The following is a 15,777-nucleotide window of genomic DNA, read 5'->3' as shown; positions in this document are numbered from 1 at the left end:
CCGATATAAAGGCGCCCCCAGGTCGTCCCTGGCCGCCCTTGCCAGGGTCAGCCGCAGCCGCAGGAGTGCCGTACGACCAGCCGCGACGGGAATACCTTCAGCCGCTCCCGGCGGGCCCCCGCCACGCGCAGCCCGTCGTCGAGGACGAGGTCCACCGCCGCGCGGGCCATGGCCGAGCGGTCGGAGGCGATCGTCGTCAGGGGCGGGTCGGTCAGCGCCGCTTCCTTGATGTCGTCGAAGCCGGCCACCGCCAGCTCCCCGGGCACGTCGATCCGCAGTTCGCGCGCGGCCCGCAGCAGGCCGATCGCCTGGTCGTCCGTGGAGCAGAAGATCGCGGGCGGGCGCTCGGGGCCGGAGAGGATCTTCAGGGCGGCCTGGTAGGCGTCGTAGCGGTTGTAGAGGGCCTCGAAGAGGCGGCCCTCCGTGGAGATCCCGGCCTCGTCCATCGCGCGGCGCCAGCCCTCGACGTGATCGGAGACCGGGTCGCCGACCGCCGGGGTCTCGGCTATGCCGCCCATACAGGCGACGTACTCGTAGCCGTGCTCCAGCAGGTGGCGGACGGCGAGCTGGGCGCCGCCCAGGTCGTCCGTGACGACGGCGACGTCGTCGATGGCCTCGGGCCGCTCGTGCAGCAGCACGACCCGGGCGTCCCAGGCCTCGATCTCGGCGGCGGCCAGGTCGTTGAGCGCGTGGCTGACGAGGATCAGGCCCGAGACCCGCATCCCCAGGAACGCCCGCAGGTAGTGGACCTCGCGCTCGCCGATGTAGTCGGAGTTCCCGACGAGCACCATCTTTCCGCGCTCGGACGCGGCCTGTTCGACCGCGTGCGCCATCTCCCCGAAGAAGGGCTGGCGCGCGTCCGGCACGATCAGGCCTATGAGGTCCGTACGCCGGGACGCCATCGCCTGGGCGACGCGGTCGGGCCGGTACCCCAGTTCCTTGATCGCGGCGAGGACACGCTCGCGCGTGGCCGGGGCGACCGGCCGGGGTCCGTTGTTGATGACATAGCTGACCACGGCAGTGGAAGTCCCTGCCAGCCGCGCCACATCGTCCCGAGTCACCTTGGCCACGCGCGGAGTCTACGCGGATATACCCGCTCTGGGCAGGGCGTAAAGGAGCTTCCGTACGATATCCCGACCGCCGTCCGGGGGACGCCGGTGCGTTCCGTGCGGAAAGCGATGCCCAGGTGGGCACCGCAATACGCCTCTTTACGCCTTACTGCGCGACTCAGCGGCGTCCAGATCGGCCGACTCGTCCTTGGTGTCCGGAATTTCCTTGGCCGCCCTGGCCTTCGCCTCCTCGGCGGCGCGCTCCACCTTCTCCGGCGTAACGAATCGATAACCGACGTTCCGGACGGTGCCGATCAGCGACTCGTGCTCGGGCCCGAGCTTGGCGCGCAGCCGCCGTACGTGCACGTCGACCGTGCGCGTACCGCCGAAGTAGTCGTAGCCCCAGACCTCCTGGAGCAGCTGGGCGCGCGTGAAGACGCGGCCGGGGTGCTGCGCGAGGTACTTCAGGAGCTCGAACTCCTTGAAGGTGAGGTCGAGGACACGGCCCTTGAGTTTGGCGGAGTACGTCGCCTCGTCGACCGACAGGTCGCCGTTGCGGATCTCCATCGGGGAGTCGTCGCTGACGATCTGCTGGCGGCCCATGGCCAGACGCAGGCGCGCCTCGACCTCCGCCGGTCCGGCGGTGTCCAGCAGGACGTCGTCGATGCCCCAGTCGGCGGTGACGGCCGCGAGACCGCCCTCCGTGACGACGAGGACGAGCGGGCAGCCGGGCCCGGTCGAACGCAGCAGCTGGCACAGGCTGCGGACCTGCGGCAGATCACGGCGGCCGTCGACGAGGATGACGTCGGCGCCGGGGGTGTCGACGAGGGCGGGGCCCTCCGCGGGGGCCACTCGCACGTTGTGCAGGAGCAGACCGAGGGCGGGGAGCACCTCCGTCGACGGCTGGAGGGCGTTGGTCAGGAGCAGCAGAGAACTCATACGTCTGGTTCCTCCTCGGTCCCTGCGAGGACGTTTGTTGGCACAGCACAGCTCTGCGATCCCGAAGGCCCCGTACACCTGCGGTTTCCCGCGTCGTATACAACGCTTCCGAAAGCACAAAAGGACCCGGGGGCTACGCTGCCCGAGTCCTCTGCCCAGCAGAATAGCCCACATGAGCACTGGTCCGGCAGGTCATGTGGCGCGTTCCACCGTTCGTCCGCACTCCGAGACGACCCGTGGAACGCCTGTGCGGACGCGAACGCGGGCCTTTCTGCGCACGTCAGACGGCGTGGCCATCGACGCCGTATACGACCCGGGTGCGGTTGTATACGACACCTCACGATCGCCTGCCGATCACCCCGTGTTCGTCGTCGCCCACGGCTTCACCGGTGCGGTGGACCGTCCGCACGTACGGCGGGTGGCGCGGACCTTCGCCCGGTACGGCGCCGTCGTCACGTTCTCCTTCCGGGGCCACGGGGCCTCCGGCGGGCGCTCGACGGTCGGGGACCGGGAGGTGCTGGACCTGGCGGCGGCGGTGGAGTGGGCCCGGGAGTTCGGGCACGCGCGCGTGGGGACGGTGGGCTTCTCCATGGGCGGCTCGGTGGCGCTGCGGCACGCGGCGCTGCACCCACGGCAGACGGACGCGGTGGTGTCGGTGAGCGCGCCGGCCCGCTGGTACTACCGGGGCACGGCCCCGATGCGCCGGCTGCACTGGCTGGTGACGCGGCCGGAGGGCCGGGTGGTGAGCCGCTACGGCCTGCGCACCCGCATCCACCACCGCGACTGGGACCCGGTGCCGCTCTCGCCGGTGGAGGCGGTGCCGAGGATCGCGCCCACGCCCCTGCTGATCGTGCACGGCGACGCCGACGGCTACTTCCCCGTCGACCATCCCCGCATGCTGGCCGCGGCCGCCGCCGACCAGGGCGAACTGTGGCTGGAGCCGGGCATGGGGCATGCCGAGAACGCGGCGAGCGACGAACTGCTGGGCCGGATCGGGGAGTGGGTGGTGGGCCGGGCGGGCTAGCCTGACGGGGTTCACCGACAAGCAGATCGAGGAAGCAGATGCCAAAGGTCACGGTGCGCTACTGGGCCGCCGCCAAGGCCGCGGCCGGGGTGGCCGAGGAGCCGTACGAGGCGGCCACGCTGGCCGAGGCGCTCGACGGGGTACGTGCGCGACACCCCGGCGAACTGGAGCGCGTGCTGCGGCGATGCTCGTTCCTCGTGGACGGTGACCCCGTGGGCACCCGCGGACATGAGACGGTACGGCTGGCCGACGGCGGCACGGTCGAGGTGCTCCCGCCGTTCGCAGGAGGGTGACGATGACCGACCAGCCGACCAACCAGCCGTACGACGGCTATGACGGCTACGACCCCTATGGGCAGCAGGGATACCCGCAAGGGCACCAGGCGTACCCGCAGGGGCATCAGGCGCACCAGGCGTACCCGCAGGGGCATCAGGGGTACGACGACCCGTACGCCGGTCAGCAGTACACGCAGCAGTGGCAGGGCCAGACCTGGGAGACGCAGACGCAGTCGCCGGTGTCCGCGCAGGTGACGGCGGCGGAGGAGACGGCGTATCTGCCGCCGCAGGGGCACGGGGCTCCTGCTCCCGCTCCCACTCCCGCTCCGGCTCCCACTCCTGCTTCGTCCGCCGAGTACGGCCCGGCCACCGTTGCCGGGAACCCGCGGATCACGGACGCGCAGCGGGCTCGGGCGGAGGGCCGGTCGCCGATCATCGAGCCCGGGATGCAGCCGGCCGCGCTGACGGCGCTGCTGGGGCTGTTGCTGGCCGGCGCGGCGGCGGTCGGCACGTACGCGCTGCTGGTGCCGCTCGTCGTCCTCCAGGCCGTCACCGCGGCCGGCTGGTTCCGGCTGAACGGGATGTGGCCGGCGCGGCAGGGCATCGCACTGGGCTTCGCGGGCGCGCTGGCCGCGGACGCGGCGCTGCTGGCGTCGGACCGCTCGCCCTCGGCGATCCTGGGCACGCTCGGGGTGTGGGTGCTGCTGGCGCTGGTGCTCCAGCTGCGGTCGCACGCCGACCCGGACGAGCGGATGTACGGCCTGATGGCGACGGTCGCGGCGTCGGCGCTGGCGATCGTGGCGGGCGGGTACCTCGCGGCCGAGGCGGACGCGGTGACCGTGGGCGCGATCGCGGTGGCGGTCGCGGTCCTGGCCCGCGCCCTGCCGCTGCCGACCCCGGCGTCGGTGGTGGTGGCGCTGCTCGCGGGTGCGGGCGGCGGCGTCGCGGCCGGCTCGCTGACGGGCCTGGGCACGTCGGGCGCCCTCATGGGCGCGGGCGCGGCAGCCTGCGCCCTGATCGGCCACCGGGTCGCCAGCTACGACTACCCGTCCCGCTTCGTCCACTTCACGGCGGGCGTGGCGCTGCCGTTGTCCGCTGCGGCCCCGGTGGTCTATGTGCTGGGGCGGGCGCTGGTCTAGCGCCTGCGCTGTGGTGGTGGGTCGGGGCCGCGGCCGCGGGCGCGCGGGGGCTCAGCTGCCGCAGGCGTGAGCTGCGGGCAGTCGTGCCTCCCCCAGTGCCTTAAGGGCCTGGGAGGTGCCCCCAGGCGGCACGGGTGGGCGCGGCGGCACCCCGCTCCGCCGGGCTGCGGACCCACCCGGCCTCAGCACCGGCGCCGAGCGCCTGGCCTGTCACAGATGATCGACAAACCCGGGGACCGAAGCACCCGCGGAGTTACCCTCACGCAAGGACGGCCGCTCGGTCGTCGAACACCGGACCGCCGTCCAACCGCCTAGGTGGGGGAAACACCGCATGCGCGCACTGCGAATACTGCTGATCGTCGTCGTGATCTTCGGCGGGCTCTTCGTGATCGCCGACCGCGTCGCCGTGAACTTCGCGGAGGGCGAGGCCGCCGACCGCCTGAAGACCACCGAGAACCTCTCCGCCACCCCGGACGTGTCCATCAAGGGCTTCCCGTTCCTCACCCAGGTCGTCGGCGGTTCCCTGGACGACATCGAGGTCGGCATCACGAACTACGAGGCCGCCGCGGGCAACGGCGCCGAGAAGATCCGCATCGACGACCTCCGGGCGGACATGCGCGGCGTCGAGTTCTCCGGCGACTACAGCTCCGCCACCGCGACCAGCGCCACCGGCACCGCGACCATCGCCTACGACGAGCTGCTGAAGACGGCCAAGTCCGAGCCCACCCAGGTCGCCCCGGGCGTCACCGCCAACGTCGTCGGCCTCTCCGACGGCGGCAACGGCAAGATCAAGGTCACCGTCGAGGCCACCGTCCTCGGCACCAAGCTGCCCGAACCGGTCTCCGTGCTCAGCTCGGTGACGGTGACCGACGGCACCGTCCGGGTGAAGGCCGACGGTCTGCCCAAGTTCGGCGGCGTCGACATCGCCGAGTCCCGGGTCCGGGCCATCACCGACTTCCAGCAGAGGATCGACGGCCTGCCCGGCGGCATCAAGCTGGACAAGGTCCAGGCCGCGCCGGGCGGCGTCGAGATCACGGTGAAGGGTTCCAACGTCCGCCTGGCCGGGTAGGAAAGGGGCCGGGCCGGACCTGGGGTGTCCGGTGGGCGAGACGGTGACGTCCGTAGCTCAGATGTGACGGCGGATACATTCGGGCACGATCCGTGCCCCACACCTTCCCGAGGCCCCTCGATCCCACATCGTGGATTTTCTCGTCTCAGCATGCGACACACCGGTGACACGCGTGCCTGACCGTCCCTACGATCGACGGCATGAAGCGACAGGCGGATCTCACGAAGCGGCGGGCAGTAGACCTGTGCCGCGTCGCCGCCATGCTCTGTCGCACCTTCTGAGCGACCGCGTCGGCCCATGCGCCGACGCGCGCATCCCCGCCGCCCTGCACCAAGGGCACCCGTGCGCCGCCCTCGTCATGGGCGCGCCCCGCAGACCTCGCACGCCCCGCCGTAACTGCCCCGGAGGAGAAAGAGCATGAGCCGCAGCGACGTCCTGGTCGACGCCGACTGGCTCCAGGAGCACCTGGACGACCCGACCATCGCCATCGTCGAGGTGGACGAGGACACGTCCGCCTACGAGAAGAACCACATCCGCAACGCGATCCGCATCGACTGGACCCAGGACCTCCAGGACCCGGTCCGCCGTGACTTCGTCGACCAGGAGGGCTTCGAGAAGCTCCTGTCGGAGAAGGGCATCGCCAACGACCACACCGTGGTCCTGTACGGCGGCAACAACAACTGGTTCGCCTCGTACGCGTACTGGTACTTCAAGCTGTACGGCCACGAGAACGTCAAGCTCCTCGACGGCGGTCGCAAGAAGTGGGAGCTCGACGCCCGCGAGCTGGTCGCCGGCGACGAGGTGCCGGAGCGTCCGAAGACGGACTACAAGGCCAAGCCGCAGGACACGTCCATCCGTGCCTTCCGTGACGACGTCGTCGCCGCCATCGGCTCGCAGAACCTGGTCGACGTGCGGTCCCCCGACGAGTTCTCCGGCAAGCTGCTCGCCCCGGCCCACCTGCCGCAGGAGCAGTCCCAGCGCCCCGGCCACGTGCCGAGCGCCCGCAACATCCCGTGGTCCAAGAACGCCAACGACGACGGCACCTTCAAGTCGGACGAGGAGCTCAAGGAGCTCTACGCCGCGGAGAGCGTCGACCTGGCCAAGGACACCATCGCCTACTGCCGCATCGGTGAGCGCTCCGCGCTGACCTGGTTCGTGCTGCACGAGCTGCTCGGTGTGGAGAACGTCAAGAACTACGACGGCTCCTGGACCGAGTACGGCTCCCTGGTGGGCGTGCCGATCGAGCTCGGCGCCAACAAGTAAGCGAACCGACCGACCTCTCAAGACCTCTCTTCAGGAGTACGACATGTGTGGAGCGAAGGCCGGCGGCCCGGACGCCTCGACGATCAAGCCCGGTGAGACCACCATCCAGGGGCAGGTGACCAAGGACGGCGAGCCCGTGACGGGGTACGTGCGTCTGCTGGACTCGACCGGCGAGTTCACGGCCGAGGTGCCGACCTCGGCGACCGGACAGTTCCGCTTCTACGCGGCCGAGGGCACCTGGACCGTCCGCGCCCTCGTGCCCGGCGCCACCGCCGACCGCACGGTCGTCGCCCAGAAGGGCGGCCTGGCGGAGGTCGCGATCGCCGTCTGACGGCGACAGTGCCACGAAGGGCCGCATCCCACGGGTTGGACGCCTGGGGTGCGGCCCTTCGGCCTGCCCGGACCTACGCTGGTCGTATGTACGCACGACGGCGGCGCACGTACTTCGCGATGATGGGCGGCTGCATCGCCCTGTTCGTCCTGGCCTGGGGCGTCGTACGCCTGTGGTCCATGCCCGTCGCCGTCGGGATGTGCGTCGTCGCCATGGTGATCCCGCCTGTCGCGGCCATGGTCGCGAACCGGCGCGGACCCGACGACCGCTGGTGGGACGACCCGTCCGGCGACCCCAAGAGCGACGAGTGGTGGGACGAACTGGACGGCAAGAAGCGCCGGTACTGAACCGGCGAGGGGGGAGCGCGACTGTGCGTCTGACGGCGGCGACTCTGGACGCCCCGAACGCCCGTGAGCTGGCCGCCTTCTACCTGCGGCTGCTGCCCGGGTGGCGGGTGTGGCGTGGGGAGGACTGGCAGGACTGGGTGCACATCCGGCCGCCGGACGGGGGCACCGGGCTGTCCTTCCAGACCGAGCCCGCCTACCGGCCGCCCGTCTGGCCGAGTACGCCGGACGGGCAGCAGATGATGATCCACCTCGACATCGAGGTCGACGACCTGGAACGCGAGACCGCGCGGGCCCTGGCCGAGGGCGCGCGGCTCGCCGAGCACCAGCCGCAGGACGGCGTCCGGGTGCTCCTGGACCCGGCGGGCCATCCCTTCTGCCTCCACACGGAGGCCGCGGAGGCGTCTCAGTAGACGAGCGCCTGTGTGTCCTCCGCCATCGCCTCCTGGACGAAGACCTGGGCGCCGGCGATGCGGACGCCCTTGAGGACGTCCTGCTCCGTGATCTCGCGGCGGGCCGCGCACTGTGTGCACAGGGTGACGCGGCCGGCCGCCAGGACCGAGTCGAGCAGGTCGGGGAGCGGGGCCGCGTGCGGCAGTTCGAACTCGGCGGCGCGGCCGGGCAGGGCGAACCAGGCGGACTCGCCGGTCAGCCACAGGGAGACGTCGACGCCGCTCGCCACGGCCACCGCCGCCACCGTGAACGCCTGGGAACACCGCTCGGGGGCGTCCGCCCCGGCCGTCACCTTGATCACCAGCTTCTTCGCCATGGCCGAATCGTAATCAACGCACCTACAACTCCGGGCACTGCCTGAAGGTCTCCTGTGCGCGCGCATACGGAATGCGCGCTTCACGTTCTGTGGGGGACGTCTTGGAAGTACCCGAAGAAGTGGCCGGCGAGTCCGGGGCCGAGCCCGGGTCCCGTCGCCGTGGGCGGGGGCGTACGCCCGCGCTGATCGGTGCCGGCGCCGTGCTCGGACTGGTGGCCGGCACCTGCGCCGGTTACCTCGTACAGGTGGACCGCGCGCCCACGAAGCTGCCCTCGCTCGCGCAGCCGTCGCTCGCGCAGGCCACGGGCGACGGCCCCGAGCCGCTGTCGGCCGCGCGGGACAGGCGCGTGAAGACCGACGGTGACCTGCGGAAGCTGCTGCTGAAGAAGCCGCGCGGGGCGCGGGACGCCGGGTATCTGATGGGCGACGAAGGCTGGCTGGACCTCGCGGGCTACGCGGCGTACTACAAGAAGCCGGGCGAGATGTTCGGCGAGCTCGTCAGCGACGAGTTCCGGCGCGCTGCCGTCACCGGCTGGCGGGTCGGCGGCACCTACCAGGTGGAGATCCGCCTGGTGCAGTACCGGCAGGAAGAGGTGCTCACAGCCGTCGACAGGACCGGCAACAGCCAGTACTGGGCCGAGGCCGAGGGCGGCACCGACAGCTGGGCCGTGCCCGGCACCGGGGACGGCCGGGCCTACGTCCACAACCGGCCCGAGAACGAGCCCGGCTACGTGCCGGTGTACACCGCCGAGGCACACGCCTGGCGTGGTGACATCGCCGTGGAGGTCTGGGTGACGGACACCAAGCCGATTCCCAAGGCGAAGATCTTGAACCTGGCCGAGCGGCAGATGGAGCGGCTGTGAGCGACACATTGGAGCCGGTGGAGCCGGCGGAGTCGACGACCATGTCCGAGCCCGCCCCCGAGCCGCAGAAGCAGCCCGTACGCCGTGGTCGTGTCGCCGCCGTCGCCGCGTCCGTCCTGCTGGCGGTCACCGTCGCCGGAGGCGCGGGCTACACCGTCGTGGCCGTGAACGGCGCCGACCGGGACGCGGGCGCCCCCGTCTGGACGTTTCCCCGGGACAAGACCAAGGCCGAGGCGGACGAGAAGGCCGCTCCCACCGGGCTCGCCGGCATGCTCGTGCCGTACGGGGCCCCCGGGGCCAATGGGTGGGGGCGCGGCCCGGACCTCGGTGAGTACGGCTCGGACGCCGCGCTGAGCGGGGAGCAAGCCACGGCCCTGCGCAAGGAGTCCCTGAGCGGCCTGCCGCGCACCCAGCGCAAGCGGCTGGAGAAGGCGGTCGACCGGTTGCGCATCACCGGCATCGCCATGCGCAGCTACCTCAGCACCACCAAGCTCTCCGACGCCTACACCGATGACGCCTACACGGTGCGCGTCGAGCTCGCCCAGATGGACAACAGGGCCGCGGTCCGGGACGCCTCACGTTTCCGGAGCGCGGTCGTCGATGCCCTGGGCGCCTTCCGCAAGGGCCCGGAGATCAAGGGCCACAAGAACGCCCATTGCTTCCTGCCGCCGAAGGACGCCGAGGGGGGCCTGGAGACGATGTTCTGCTCGGCCCACGTCGGGAACGTCCTGGTCACCGCCGTCGCGGCCGGCGCGGAGCCACTCGACACCAAGGGGGCCGCGATGCTGCTGCGCGAGCAGCTCGACCGTATAGCCGAGCCGGGGGAGGCGGTATGACCGAGCAGCAGCAGACCGCCGTTCCGGCCGTGCCCGAGGTGCGGCCGGACGTGCCATCGGACGCGGTGCGCAAGGACCGCCGGGTCCTGCGGGCCGTCCTGCGCTGGACCGCCGCCGTGGCCGTCTGCGTGGCGGTCGGCGCGGCCACGGCGTTCGGAATCACGCGCATGGACCGGACCGACGTACCCGGGCTCGCGACGGAGCCGGACGGGCGCTGGGAGTACCCGGTGCTCACCCGTCCGCCGCTGCCCTCCGGCAGTCCGGGCCCCTTCGCCGAGGGGAACACGGCCGGCACGCACCACGCCGATCCGCGTGCCCTCCTCCTGCCCGCTCCGAAGGGCGCCAGGGAGGACAAGGCGCTGCGGGGCTCGGCCGGCTGGGCGGCGAAGAAGGACCTCCTGGCGGAGTACGCCGCGAAGGACGACCGCGAGGAACTCGGGCAGCACCTCACCGACCACGGTCTGCGGCACATCGCCGCCCGCGGCTGGACGATGCCGGACGGCACCCGCACGCGGATCTACCTGCTCCGGTTCGACACCGCGGCCGTCGTCGACGGGCTGCTCGCGCCCTACCTCGCCCCCTACAGCGCGCCGAAGTTCCCCCTGCGCGGCGCCGGGACGTCCGCGAACGACAAGGCGTTCCCCGACGCCGCCGTGGTGGACGACGTCGAGCGCGTGGTCTACGAGGAGGCCAGGCCGTACGGCGGCGAACAGGTCCGCCACGCCTACCTCGCCGCCGGTGACACCCTCGCGCTGGTCGTGCAGTCCCGGAAGGGCGGTGCGCGGGCCGTGCCCTTCCAGCAGACGGTGGCCCTGCAGGGCCAGCTGCTCGGCTGACTCCCGCCGGGGTCCACCTCACAACGAGGCCCGGACCCCGGCCGCGTAAGCTGGGCCCGGCCCTGTGCACACATCCGCACCCCGCTCAAGGAGCACCCCGTGGAGCTTTTCTTCGAAATCCTGTTGGTCCTGGTCGCCGTCGGCGTCCTGGCCTTCGCCGGACTGACCGTGAAGAAGCTGTACCAGGGCCAGCGCTGACCCACGTCTAGGAACCTCTCATGATCGAGATCCCGTCCGACCTCCACAAAGACCTCGTCCCGCTCGCCTTCCTGCTCGGCAACTGGGCCGGTGCCGGTGTGCACGACTTCCCCGGCTCGGAGAAGTGCAACTTCGGGCAGGAGGTCGCCTTCACCCACGACGGCCGGGACTTCCTCGAGTACCGCTCCCACAGCTGGGTGCTGGACAAGGACGGCAACAAGGTCCGGCCGCTGGAGTCCGAGCACGGCTTCTGGCGCATCGACGCCGAGCGCAAGGTCGAGGTGACGATGACCCGCGACGACGGCGTCATCGAGATCTGGTACGGCGAGCTGGCCGACAAGAAGCCGCAGATCGACCTGGTGACGGACGCGGTGGCCCGCACCGCCGCCTCCCAGCCGTACACCGGCGGCAAGCGGCTCTACGGCTACGTCAAGAGCGACCTGATGTGGGTCGGCGAGAAGCAGACCCCCGAGGTCGAGCTGCGGCCCTACATGTCGGCCCACCTGAAGAAGGTCGTCACGCCGGAGGAGGTCGAGCGCTGGGCCAAGGCCCTGCCCGACGACATGCCGGACGACGGGATCGCTTTCTTCAAGTAGTCCTAGACTGGCCGGTGTGGTGAGCACCGACTGGAAGAGCGATCTGCGGCAGCGCGGCTACCGGCTGACCCCGCAGCGGCAACTCGTGCTCGAAGCCGTGGACACCCTGGAGCACGCGACCCCCGACGACATCCTCGTGGAAGTGAGGAAGACGGCGTCGGGGGTCAACATTTCCACGGTGTACCGGACGCTGGAGCTGCTGGAGGAGCTCGGCCTGGTCAGCCATGCCCATCTGGGGCACGGCGCGCCGACGTACCACCTCGCGGACCGGCACCACCACCTCCACCTGGTCTGCCGCGACTGCCAGAACGTCATCGAGGCGGATGTGGCCGTGGCCGCCGAGTTCACCGCGAAGCTGCGGCAGACGTTCGGCTTCGACACCGACATGAAGCACTTCGCGATCTTCGGCCGGTGCGAGGACTGCACGCTCAAGGCTTCAACTACCGAGTCGTAGGCTTACGGATATGAAGAGCCCCCTGCTGACCCTGCCCGGCGCCGTCCCCGCCGAGGGCGTGGACGAAGGCGTCGCCGCCCACTACGGCGATCTGTTCCGCGAGCAGCGTGCGCTCGCCGACGGCACCGGTTTCGTGGACCTCTCGCACCGGGGGGTCGTCACCGTCACCGGCGAGGACCGGCTCGCCTGGCTGCACCTGCTGCTGACCCAGCACGTCAGCGACCTCCCGGCCGGCCAGGCCACCGAGGCGCTGATCCTCTCCGCGAACGGCCACATCGAGCACGCCCTCTACCTCGTCGACGACGGCGAGACCGTCTGGGCCCATGTGGAGCCGGGCACCCAGGAGGCGCTGATCGCGTACCTGGAGTCCATGAAGTTCTTCTACAAGGTCGAGGTCGCCGACCGGACGGCCGACATCGCGGTGGTGCACCTGCCGGCCGGCTCCATCGCCGAGGTGCCGCAGGACGCCGTCGTACGGGAGACGCCGTACGGCCGGGACCTGTTCCTGCCCCGAGCCGACCTGGAGGCGTACGCCGCGCAGGCCGGGCCGCCCGCCGGGATCCTCGCCTACGAGGCGCTGCGCGTGGAGCAGCACCGGCCCCGGCTCGGCTTCGAGACCGACCACCGCACCATCCCGCACGAGCTGGGCTGGATCGGCTCGGCGGTGCACCTCCAGAAGGGCTGCTACCGGGGCCAGGAGACGGTCGCCCGGGTGCACAACCTGGGCAAGCCGCCGCGCCGGCTGGTCTTCCTGCACCTGGACGGCAGCGAGGTCCACCTGCCGGTGGCCGGCACCGAGCTCCGGCTCGCCGGCGACGGCCCCGACGGCCGGAAGATCGGCTTCATCACCACCTCCGTACGCCACCACGAGCTGGGGCCGGTCGCCCTCGCGCTGGTGAAGCGGAACGTGGCCGTGGACGCCCCGCTGGTGGCCGGCGACACGGCCGCGGCCCAGGAAGTCGTCGTCGAGCCGTAAGGCTTGTCGTTCTTTCGGGTCAGATCTCGATCAGCACGGTGAACGGGCCGTCGTTCGTCAGTGATACATGCATCGCCGCCCCGAAGCGGCCCGTGGCCACCGTCGCGCCCAGCGAGCGCAGCTGGGCGACCACCTCGTCGACCAGCGGCTCGGCGACATCGCCGGGGGCGGCCGCGTTCCAGGTGGGGCGGCGGCCCTTGCGGGCGTCGCCGTAGAGGGTGAACTGGCTGATCACCAGGAGCGGGGCGTCGATGTCGCTGCACGACTTCTCGTCGTGCAGCATGCGCACCGACCAGAGCTTGCGGGCCAGCTGGGCCGCCTTCTCCTTGGTGTCCTCGTGCGTGACGCCGACGAGGACGCACAGCCCCTCGCCCTCGATCGCCCCTACGGTCTCGCCGTCCACGACGACGCTCGCGCCGTCGACCCTCTGCACCACTGCTCGCATACGTCCATCATGCCGGGAGGTGACTTTCGCGCCTCGCGCGGTTGGCGCATGGCCCGAAAGGGTGGTTTGCGCAGGGCGTCAACAGGCCGCGCACGGCCGTATTTTGCTGCTTAACCGCCCATCTGGGGTCTATCGGGGGCACTCGTTCCCATAGCGGCCAGTTGGGGTGGCACGATGCTTTCACACACCGGTCGAGGGGACGGTTGAGGCACATGAGCACATCCAGTACCGGACATCCGCTGGGGGCTGTCTGGTCCAGCCACACGGGGGCCGGGGCGGCGGAGTACCACCGGCCGCCCACACAGCGCACCGACAGCCCGCCGCTGCCCTCGGACGCTCCCGAGCACGATCTGGCCACGCTGAGCCTGCCCGAGCTGCGCACGCTGCGCCGTGAGGCCCAGCGCGACGAAGCCGACCTCAGCTACGTACGGCGGCTGCTCCAGGGGCGGATCGACATCCTGCGGGCGGAGCTGACGCGGCGCACCCCGGTCGGCGCGGCCTCGGTCGCCGGGCCCGCGGAGGCGTCCGTGGTCGAGCGACTCGCGGAGATCCTGCGGGACGCCCCGGCCCGGCACCGCTCCTCCGCCCGTCATCTGACGCTGGGCACGCCGCAGGGCGAGGAGTACCGGCAGCTGGCCGCGGAGATGCTCGCCGAGGTCGAGCTGTCCGACCTGGACGCCCGGACGGACCTGGAGCTGAACACCGCCATGGGGCGGCTCGTGCGCTACGAGCAGCAGGTCTCCCGGCGGCGGCAGCGGCTCCAGCGCACGGCCGACGAGTGCAGCACGGAGATCGCGCGCCGGTACCGCGAGGGGGAGGCCCAGATCGACGACCTGCTCGTGTGAGTCGCTCGGGGGCCTGGCGCGGGCGGGTCGGATATTTACGCGACACCGACCGGCCCCCCGCCTAGCGTGATGCCATGACCGCCACTCCCCGCGCCGACGGCATCGACGTACGCCCCATCACCGAGACCGAGTTCGCCGACTGGCTGCGCGCCGTGAACACCGGCTTCCTGCGGGTGCCCGACGTGTCCGAGGAGGAGGTCGAGGGCCGCCGTGAGCGGTTCGTCCCGGGCCGCTACCTTGGCGCCTTCGACGGCGGCCGGTGCGTGGCGACCTTCCGGTCCTTCGACCAGGAGCTCACGGTGGTGGGCGGGGCGAGGGTGCCGGCCGACGCCGTCTCGGGTGTCACCGTCCACGCCACCCACCGCCGCCGCGGGCTGCTCAGCCGGATGATGGCGCGGGACCTGGCGGCCGCGAAGGAGCGCGGGGACGTCGTCGCGACGCTGATCGCCGCCGAGTACCCGATCTACGGCCGGTACGGCTTCGGACCGGCGACGTGGATGGCCGAGTGGACGGTCGACGTGCCGCGCGCCGGCCTCGACGCCCGCTGGGCGGGCCCGGCGGACGGCGGGCGGATCGACCTGGTGGACGGCGAGGAGGTCCGCAAGCTCGGCCCCGACCTGCACGAGCGGCTGTGCCGCCTGCAGCCCGGCGCCATCGACCGCGACGAGCTGTGGTGGAAGTGGAACACCGGCGCCGTAAAGGTCGACCCGTCCTGGAAGCAGCCCTTCTTCGCCGTGTACCGCTCGGCGTCCGGCGAGGTCGAGGGCATGGCCGCCTACGACGTGGACGACAACTGGGGCGATGGCAAGCAGCCCTTGAACACGGCGACGGTGAGGTGGCTGACCGGCGTCACGCCGGCCGCGGAGCGCTCCCTGTGGCAGTACCTCTGCTCCATCGACTGGGTCGTGCGGGTCAAGAGCGGCTGGCGGGCCCCCGACGACCTGCTTCCGCATGTCCTGCCCGATCCGCGGGCGGCCGGGATCACGACCCTGGCGGACTGGCTGTGGGTGCGGATCCTCGACGTCACACGGGCGCTCGAGGCGCGGACGTACGAGGGGGAGGGGACGCTGGTGCTGGAGGTCGCCGGCGTGGACGGGCTGACCGGCGGGTGTTACCGGCTGGAGGCCTCGGCCGCCGGGGCGTCCTGTACGCCGACCACGCGGAGCGCGGACATCACGCTCGGGCTGGTCGAGTTGGGGGCGCTGTGGCTCGGCGACGAGTCGGCGGTGCGGCTGGCGGCACTGGGCCGGGTCCGGGAAGAACGAGCGGGCGCCGCCCGGAAGGCCGACGCCCTGCTGCGTACGTCCAGGCGGCCTTGGTGCCCGGACCTGTTCTGAGCCGCTCCCTTCCGCCGACGACAGGGACCTCGTATCCGTAGCGAGTTGTCGGGGGCTCCCGGCTCCCCTCCGGAAGGGAGCCCCTTGATGGATGGCCAACCCCTTGAAGGCCTGACCATGTCAACGAAGTTGGTGACCAACTTCACTGTACTTATCTCCGCTTGGAAGCGGCTCATAACCACCTGGTGC

Annotated in this window: 21 protein-coding genes; 17 read left to right on the top strand and 4 right to left on the bottom strand. The window is 71.4% G+C overall.

Annotation, left to right across the window (positions count from 1 at the left end):
• Nucleotides 1-47: 47 nt before the first annotated feature.
• Entirely contained in the window at nt 48-1,070 is a 1,023-nt protein-coding gene (locus tag ABZ192_RS31105) for a LacI family DNA-binding transcriptional regulator (protein WP_356927807.1), read from the bottom strand.
• Between the two features lie 138 nt (nt 1,071-1,208).
• Nucleotides 1,209-1,988 (bottom strand): response regulator transcription factor, encoded by a 780-nt coding sequence (locus tag ABZ192_RS31100; protein ID WP_356927806.1) that lies wholly within the window; start codon nt 1,986-1,988, stop codon nt 1,209-1,211.
• A 172-nt stretch (nt 1,989-2,160) separates the two neighbouring features.
• Between ABZ192_RS31100 and ABZ192_RS31095 the strand changes: the two genes are divergently transcribed.
• From ABZ192_RS31095 to ABZ192_RS31055, 9 genes are all read left to right on the top strand, one after another.
• A complete protein-coding gene (locus ABZ192_RS31095; RefSeq protein ID WP_356927805.1) occupies nt 2,161-3,012 on the top strand; it encodes an alpha/beta fold hydrolase in 852 nt (283 codons plus the stop codon).
• Nucleotides 3,013-3,050: 38 nt separating this feature from the next.
• Nucleotides 3,051-3,305 (top strand): MoaD/ThiS family protein, encoded by a 255-nt coding sequence (locus ABZ192_RS31090; RefSeq protein ID WP_037671193.1) that lies wholly within the window; start codon nt 3,051-3,053, stop codon nt 3,303-3,305.
• A gap of 2 nt (nt 3,306-3,307) precedes the next feature.
• Nucleotides 3,308-4,426, top strand: a complete 1,119-nt coding sequence (locus ABZ192_RS31085; protein ID WP_356927804.1) for a hypothetical protein — start codon at nt 3,308-3,310, stop codon at nt 4,424-4,426.
• 331 nt (nt 4,427-4,757) lie between these two features.
• Nucleotides 4,758-5,495 (top strand): DUF2993 domain-containing protein, encoded by a 738-nt coding sequence (locus ABZ192_RS31080; protein WP_356927803.1) that lies wholly within the window; start codon nt 4,758-4,760, stop codon nt 5,493-5,495.
• Between the two features lie 200 nt (nt 5,496-5,695).
• Nucleotides 5,696-5,776 carry a putative leader peptide gene (locus ABZ192_RS31075; RefSeq protein ID WP_350310325.1) on the top strand — a complete coding sequence of 27 codons (81 nt, stop codon included), beginning with the start codon at nt 5,696-5,698 and terminating at the stop codon, nt 5,774-5,776.
• Between the two features lie 136 nt (nt 5,777-5,912).
• On the top strand, nt 5,913-6,758 hold the full coding sequence (locus ABZ192_RS31070) for a sulfurtransferase (RefSeq protein WP_356927802.1): 846 nt from the start codon (nt 5,913-5,915) through the stop codon (nt 6,756-6,758).
• Nucleotides 6,759-6,801: 43 nt separating this feature from the next.
• Entirely contained in the window at nt 6,802-7,089 is a 288-nt protein-coding gene (locus ABZ192_RS31065; RefSeq protein ID WP_010036201.1) for a DUF1416 domain-containing protein, read from the top strand.
• Nucleotides 7,090-7,175: 86 nt separating this feature from the next.
• Entirely contained in the window at nt 7,176-7,436 is a 261-nt protein-coding gene (locus tag ABZ192_RS31060; RefSeq protein WP_356927801.1) for a DUF3099 domain-containing protein, read from the top strand.
• Between the two features lie 23 nt (nt 7,437-7,459).
• Complete coding sequence (locus tag ABZ192_RS31055; RefSeq protein WP_356927800.1) at nt 7,460-7,846, top strand: VOC family protein; 387 nt, start codon at nt 7,460-7,462, stop codon at nt 7,844-7,846.
• Here ABZ192_RS31055 and ABZ192_RS31050 read toward each other — a convergent pair.
• On the bottom strand, nt 7,840-8,202 hold the full coding sequence (locus ABZ192_RS31050; RefSeq protein ID WP_356927799.1) for a DsrE family protein: 363 nt from the start codon (nt 8,200-8,202) through the stop codon (nt 7,840-7,842). The genes ABZ192_RS31055 and ABZ192_RS31050 overlap by 7 nt on opposite strands.
• Nucleotides 8,203-8,303: 101 nt before the next feature.
• On the opposite strand from ABZ192_RS31050, the gene ABZ192_RS31045 reads away from it, so the two are divergent.
• From ABZ192_RS31045 to ABZ192_RS31020, 6 genes are all read left to right on the top strand, one after another.
• Nucleotides 8,304-9,065 (top strand): hypothetical protein, encoded by a 762-nt coding sequence (locus tag ABZ192_RS31045; RefSeq protein ID WP_356927798.1) that lies wholly within the window; start codon nt 8,304-8,306, stop codon nt 9,063-9,065.
• On the top strand, nt 9,062-9,901 hold the full coding sequence (locus ABZ192_RS31040) for a hypothetical protein (protein ID WP_356927797.1): 840 nt from the start codon (nt 9,062-9,064) through the stop codon (nt 9,899-9,901). The genes ABZ192_RS31045 and ABZ192_RS31040 overlap by 4 nt, the downstream gene beginning before the upstream one ends.
• Nucleotides 9,898-10,737 (top strand): hypothetical protein, encoded by an 840-nt coding sequence (locus ABZ192_RS31035; protein WP_356927796.1) that lies wholly within the window; start codon nt 9,898-9,900, stop codon nt 10,735-10,737. The genes ABZ192_RS31040 and ABZ192_RS31035 overlap by 4 nt, the downstream gene beginning before the upstream one ends.
• Nucleotides 10,738-10,955: 218 nt before the next feature.
• A complete protein-coding gene (locus tag ABZ192_RS31030; protein WP_010036187.1) occupies nt 10,956-11,531 on the top strand; it encodes an FABP family protein in 576 nt (191 codons plus the stop codon).
• 16 nt (nt 11,532-11,547) lie between these two features.
• Nucleotides 11,548-11,985, top strand: a complete 438-nt coding sequence (locus ABZ192_RS31025) for a transcriptional repressor (protein WP_356927795.1) — start codon at nt 11,548-11,550, stop codon at nt 11,983-11,985.
• Nucleotides 11,986-11,995: 10 nt separating this feature from the next.
• A complete protein-coding gene (locus ABZ192_RS31020; RefSeq protein WP_356927794.1) occupies nt 11,996-12,961 on the top strand; it encodes a folate-binding protein in 966 nt (321 codons plus the stop codon).
• 19 nt (nt 12,962-12,980) lie between these two features.
• Here the strand turns inward: ABZ192_RS31020 and dtd are convergent, their stop codons facing one another.
• Nucleotides 12,981-13,406: a D-aminoacyl-tRNA deacylase gene (gene dtd / locus ABZ192_RS31015; RefSeq protein ID WP_356927793.1), complete on the bottom strand. Its 426-nt coding sequence runs from the start codon at nt 13,404-13,406 to the stop codon at nt 12,981-12,983.
• 212 nt (nt 13,407-13,618) lie between these two features.
• Between dtd and ABZ192_RS31010 the strand changes: the two genes are divergently transcribed.
• Together ABZ192_RS31010 and ABZ192_RS31005 are read left to right on the top strand one after the other, a co-directional pair.
• On the top strand, nt 13,619-14,251 hold the full coding sequence (locus ABZ192_RS31010) for an aerial mycelium formation protein (RefSeq protein WP_356927792.1): 633 nt from the start codon (nt 13,619-13,621) through the stop codon (nt 14,249-14,251).
• A gap of 74 nt (nt 14,252-14,325) precedes the next feature.
• Nucleotides 14,326-15,588, top strand: a complete 1,263-nt coding sequence (locus ABZ192_RS31005; RefSeq protein WP_356927791.1) for a GNAT family N-acetyltransferase — start codon at nt 14,326-14,328, stop codon at nt 15,586-15,588.
• The last annotated feature ends 189 nt before the right edge of the window (nt 15,589-15,777 follow it).

This window comes from Streptomyces sp. NPDC006235 (assembly GCF_040613735.1).
In the GTDB taxonomy this organism is placed as follows: Bacteria; Actinomycetota; Actinomycetes; order Streptomycetales; family Streptomycetaceae; genus Streptomyces.
This window is presented reverse-complemented; position numbering and strand designations above follow the sequence as displayed.

Bases quoted from the DNA above. Each gene is read 5' to 3' on its own strand.
- ABZ192_RS31080 (WP_356927803.1), top strand. From the start codon at position 4,758: ATGCGCGCACTGCGAATACTGCTGATCGTCGTCGTGATCTTCGGCGGG.
- ABZ192_RS31085 (WP_356927804.1), top strand. From the start codon at position 3,308: ATGACCGACCAGCCGACCAACCAGCCGTACGACGGCTATGACGGCTAC.
- dtd (WP_356927793.1), bottom strand. From the start codon at position 13,406: ATGCGAGCAGTGGTGCAGAGGGTCGACGGCGCGAGCGTCGTCGTGGAC.
- ABZ192_RS31095 (WP_356927805.1), top strand. From the start codon at position 2,161: ATGAGCACTGGTCCGGCAGGTCATGTGGCGCGTTCCACCGTTCGTCCG.
- ABZ192_RS31035 (WP_356927796.1), top strand. From the start codon at position 9,898: ATGACCGAGCAGCAGCAGACCGCCGTTCCGGCCGTGCCCGAGGTGCGG.
- ABZ192_RS31050 (WP_356927799.1), bottom strand. From the start codon at position 8,202: ATGGCGAAGAAGCTGGTGATCAAGGTGACGGCCGGGGCGGACGCCCCC.
- ABZ192_RS31075 (WP_350310325.1), top strand. From the start codon at position 5,696: ATGAAGCGACAGGCGGATCTCACGAAGCGGCGGGCAGTAGACCTGTGC.
- ABZ192_RS31090 (WP_037671193.1), top strand. From the start codon at position 3,051: ATGCCAAAGGTCACGGTGCGCTACTGGGCCGCCGCCAAGGCCGCGGCC.
- ABZ192_RS31060 (WP_356927801.1), top strand. From the start codon at position 7,176: ATGTACGCACGACGGCGGCGCACGTACTTCGCGATGATGGGCGGCTGC.
- ABZ192_RS31005 (WP_356927791.1), top strand. From the start codon at position 14,326: ATGACCGCCACTCCCCGCGCCGACGGCATCGACGTACGCCCCATCACC.
- ABZ192_RS31030 (WP_010036187.1), top strand. From the start codon at position 10,956: ATGATCGAGATCCCGTCCGACCTCCACAAAGACCTCGTCCCGCTCGCC.
- ABZ192_RS31065 (WP_010036201.1), top strand. From the start codon at position 6,802: ATGTGTGGAGCGAAGGCCGGCGGCCCGGACGCCTCGACGATCAAGCCC.
- ABZ192_RS31010 (WP_356927792.1), top strand. From the start codon at position 13,619: ATGAGCACATCCAGTACCGGACATCCGCTGGGGGCTGTCTGGTCCAGC.
- ABZ192_RS31100 (WP_356927806.1), bottom strand. From the start codon at position 1,988: ATGAGTTCTCTGCTGCTCCTGACCAACGCCCTCCAGCCGTCGACGGAG.
- ABZ192_RS31020 (WP_356927794.1), top strand. From the start codon at position 11,996: ATGAAGAGCCCCCTGCTGACCCTGCCCGGCGCCGTCCCCGCCGAGGGC.
- ABZ192_RS31070 (WP_356927802.1), top strand. From the start codon at position 5,913: ATGAGCCGCAGCGACGTCCTGGTCGACGCCGACTGGCTCCAGGAGCAC.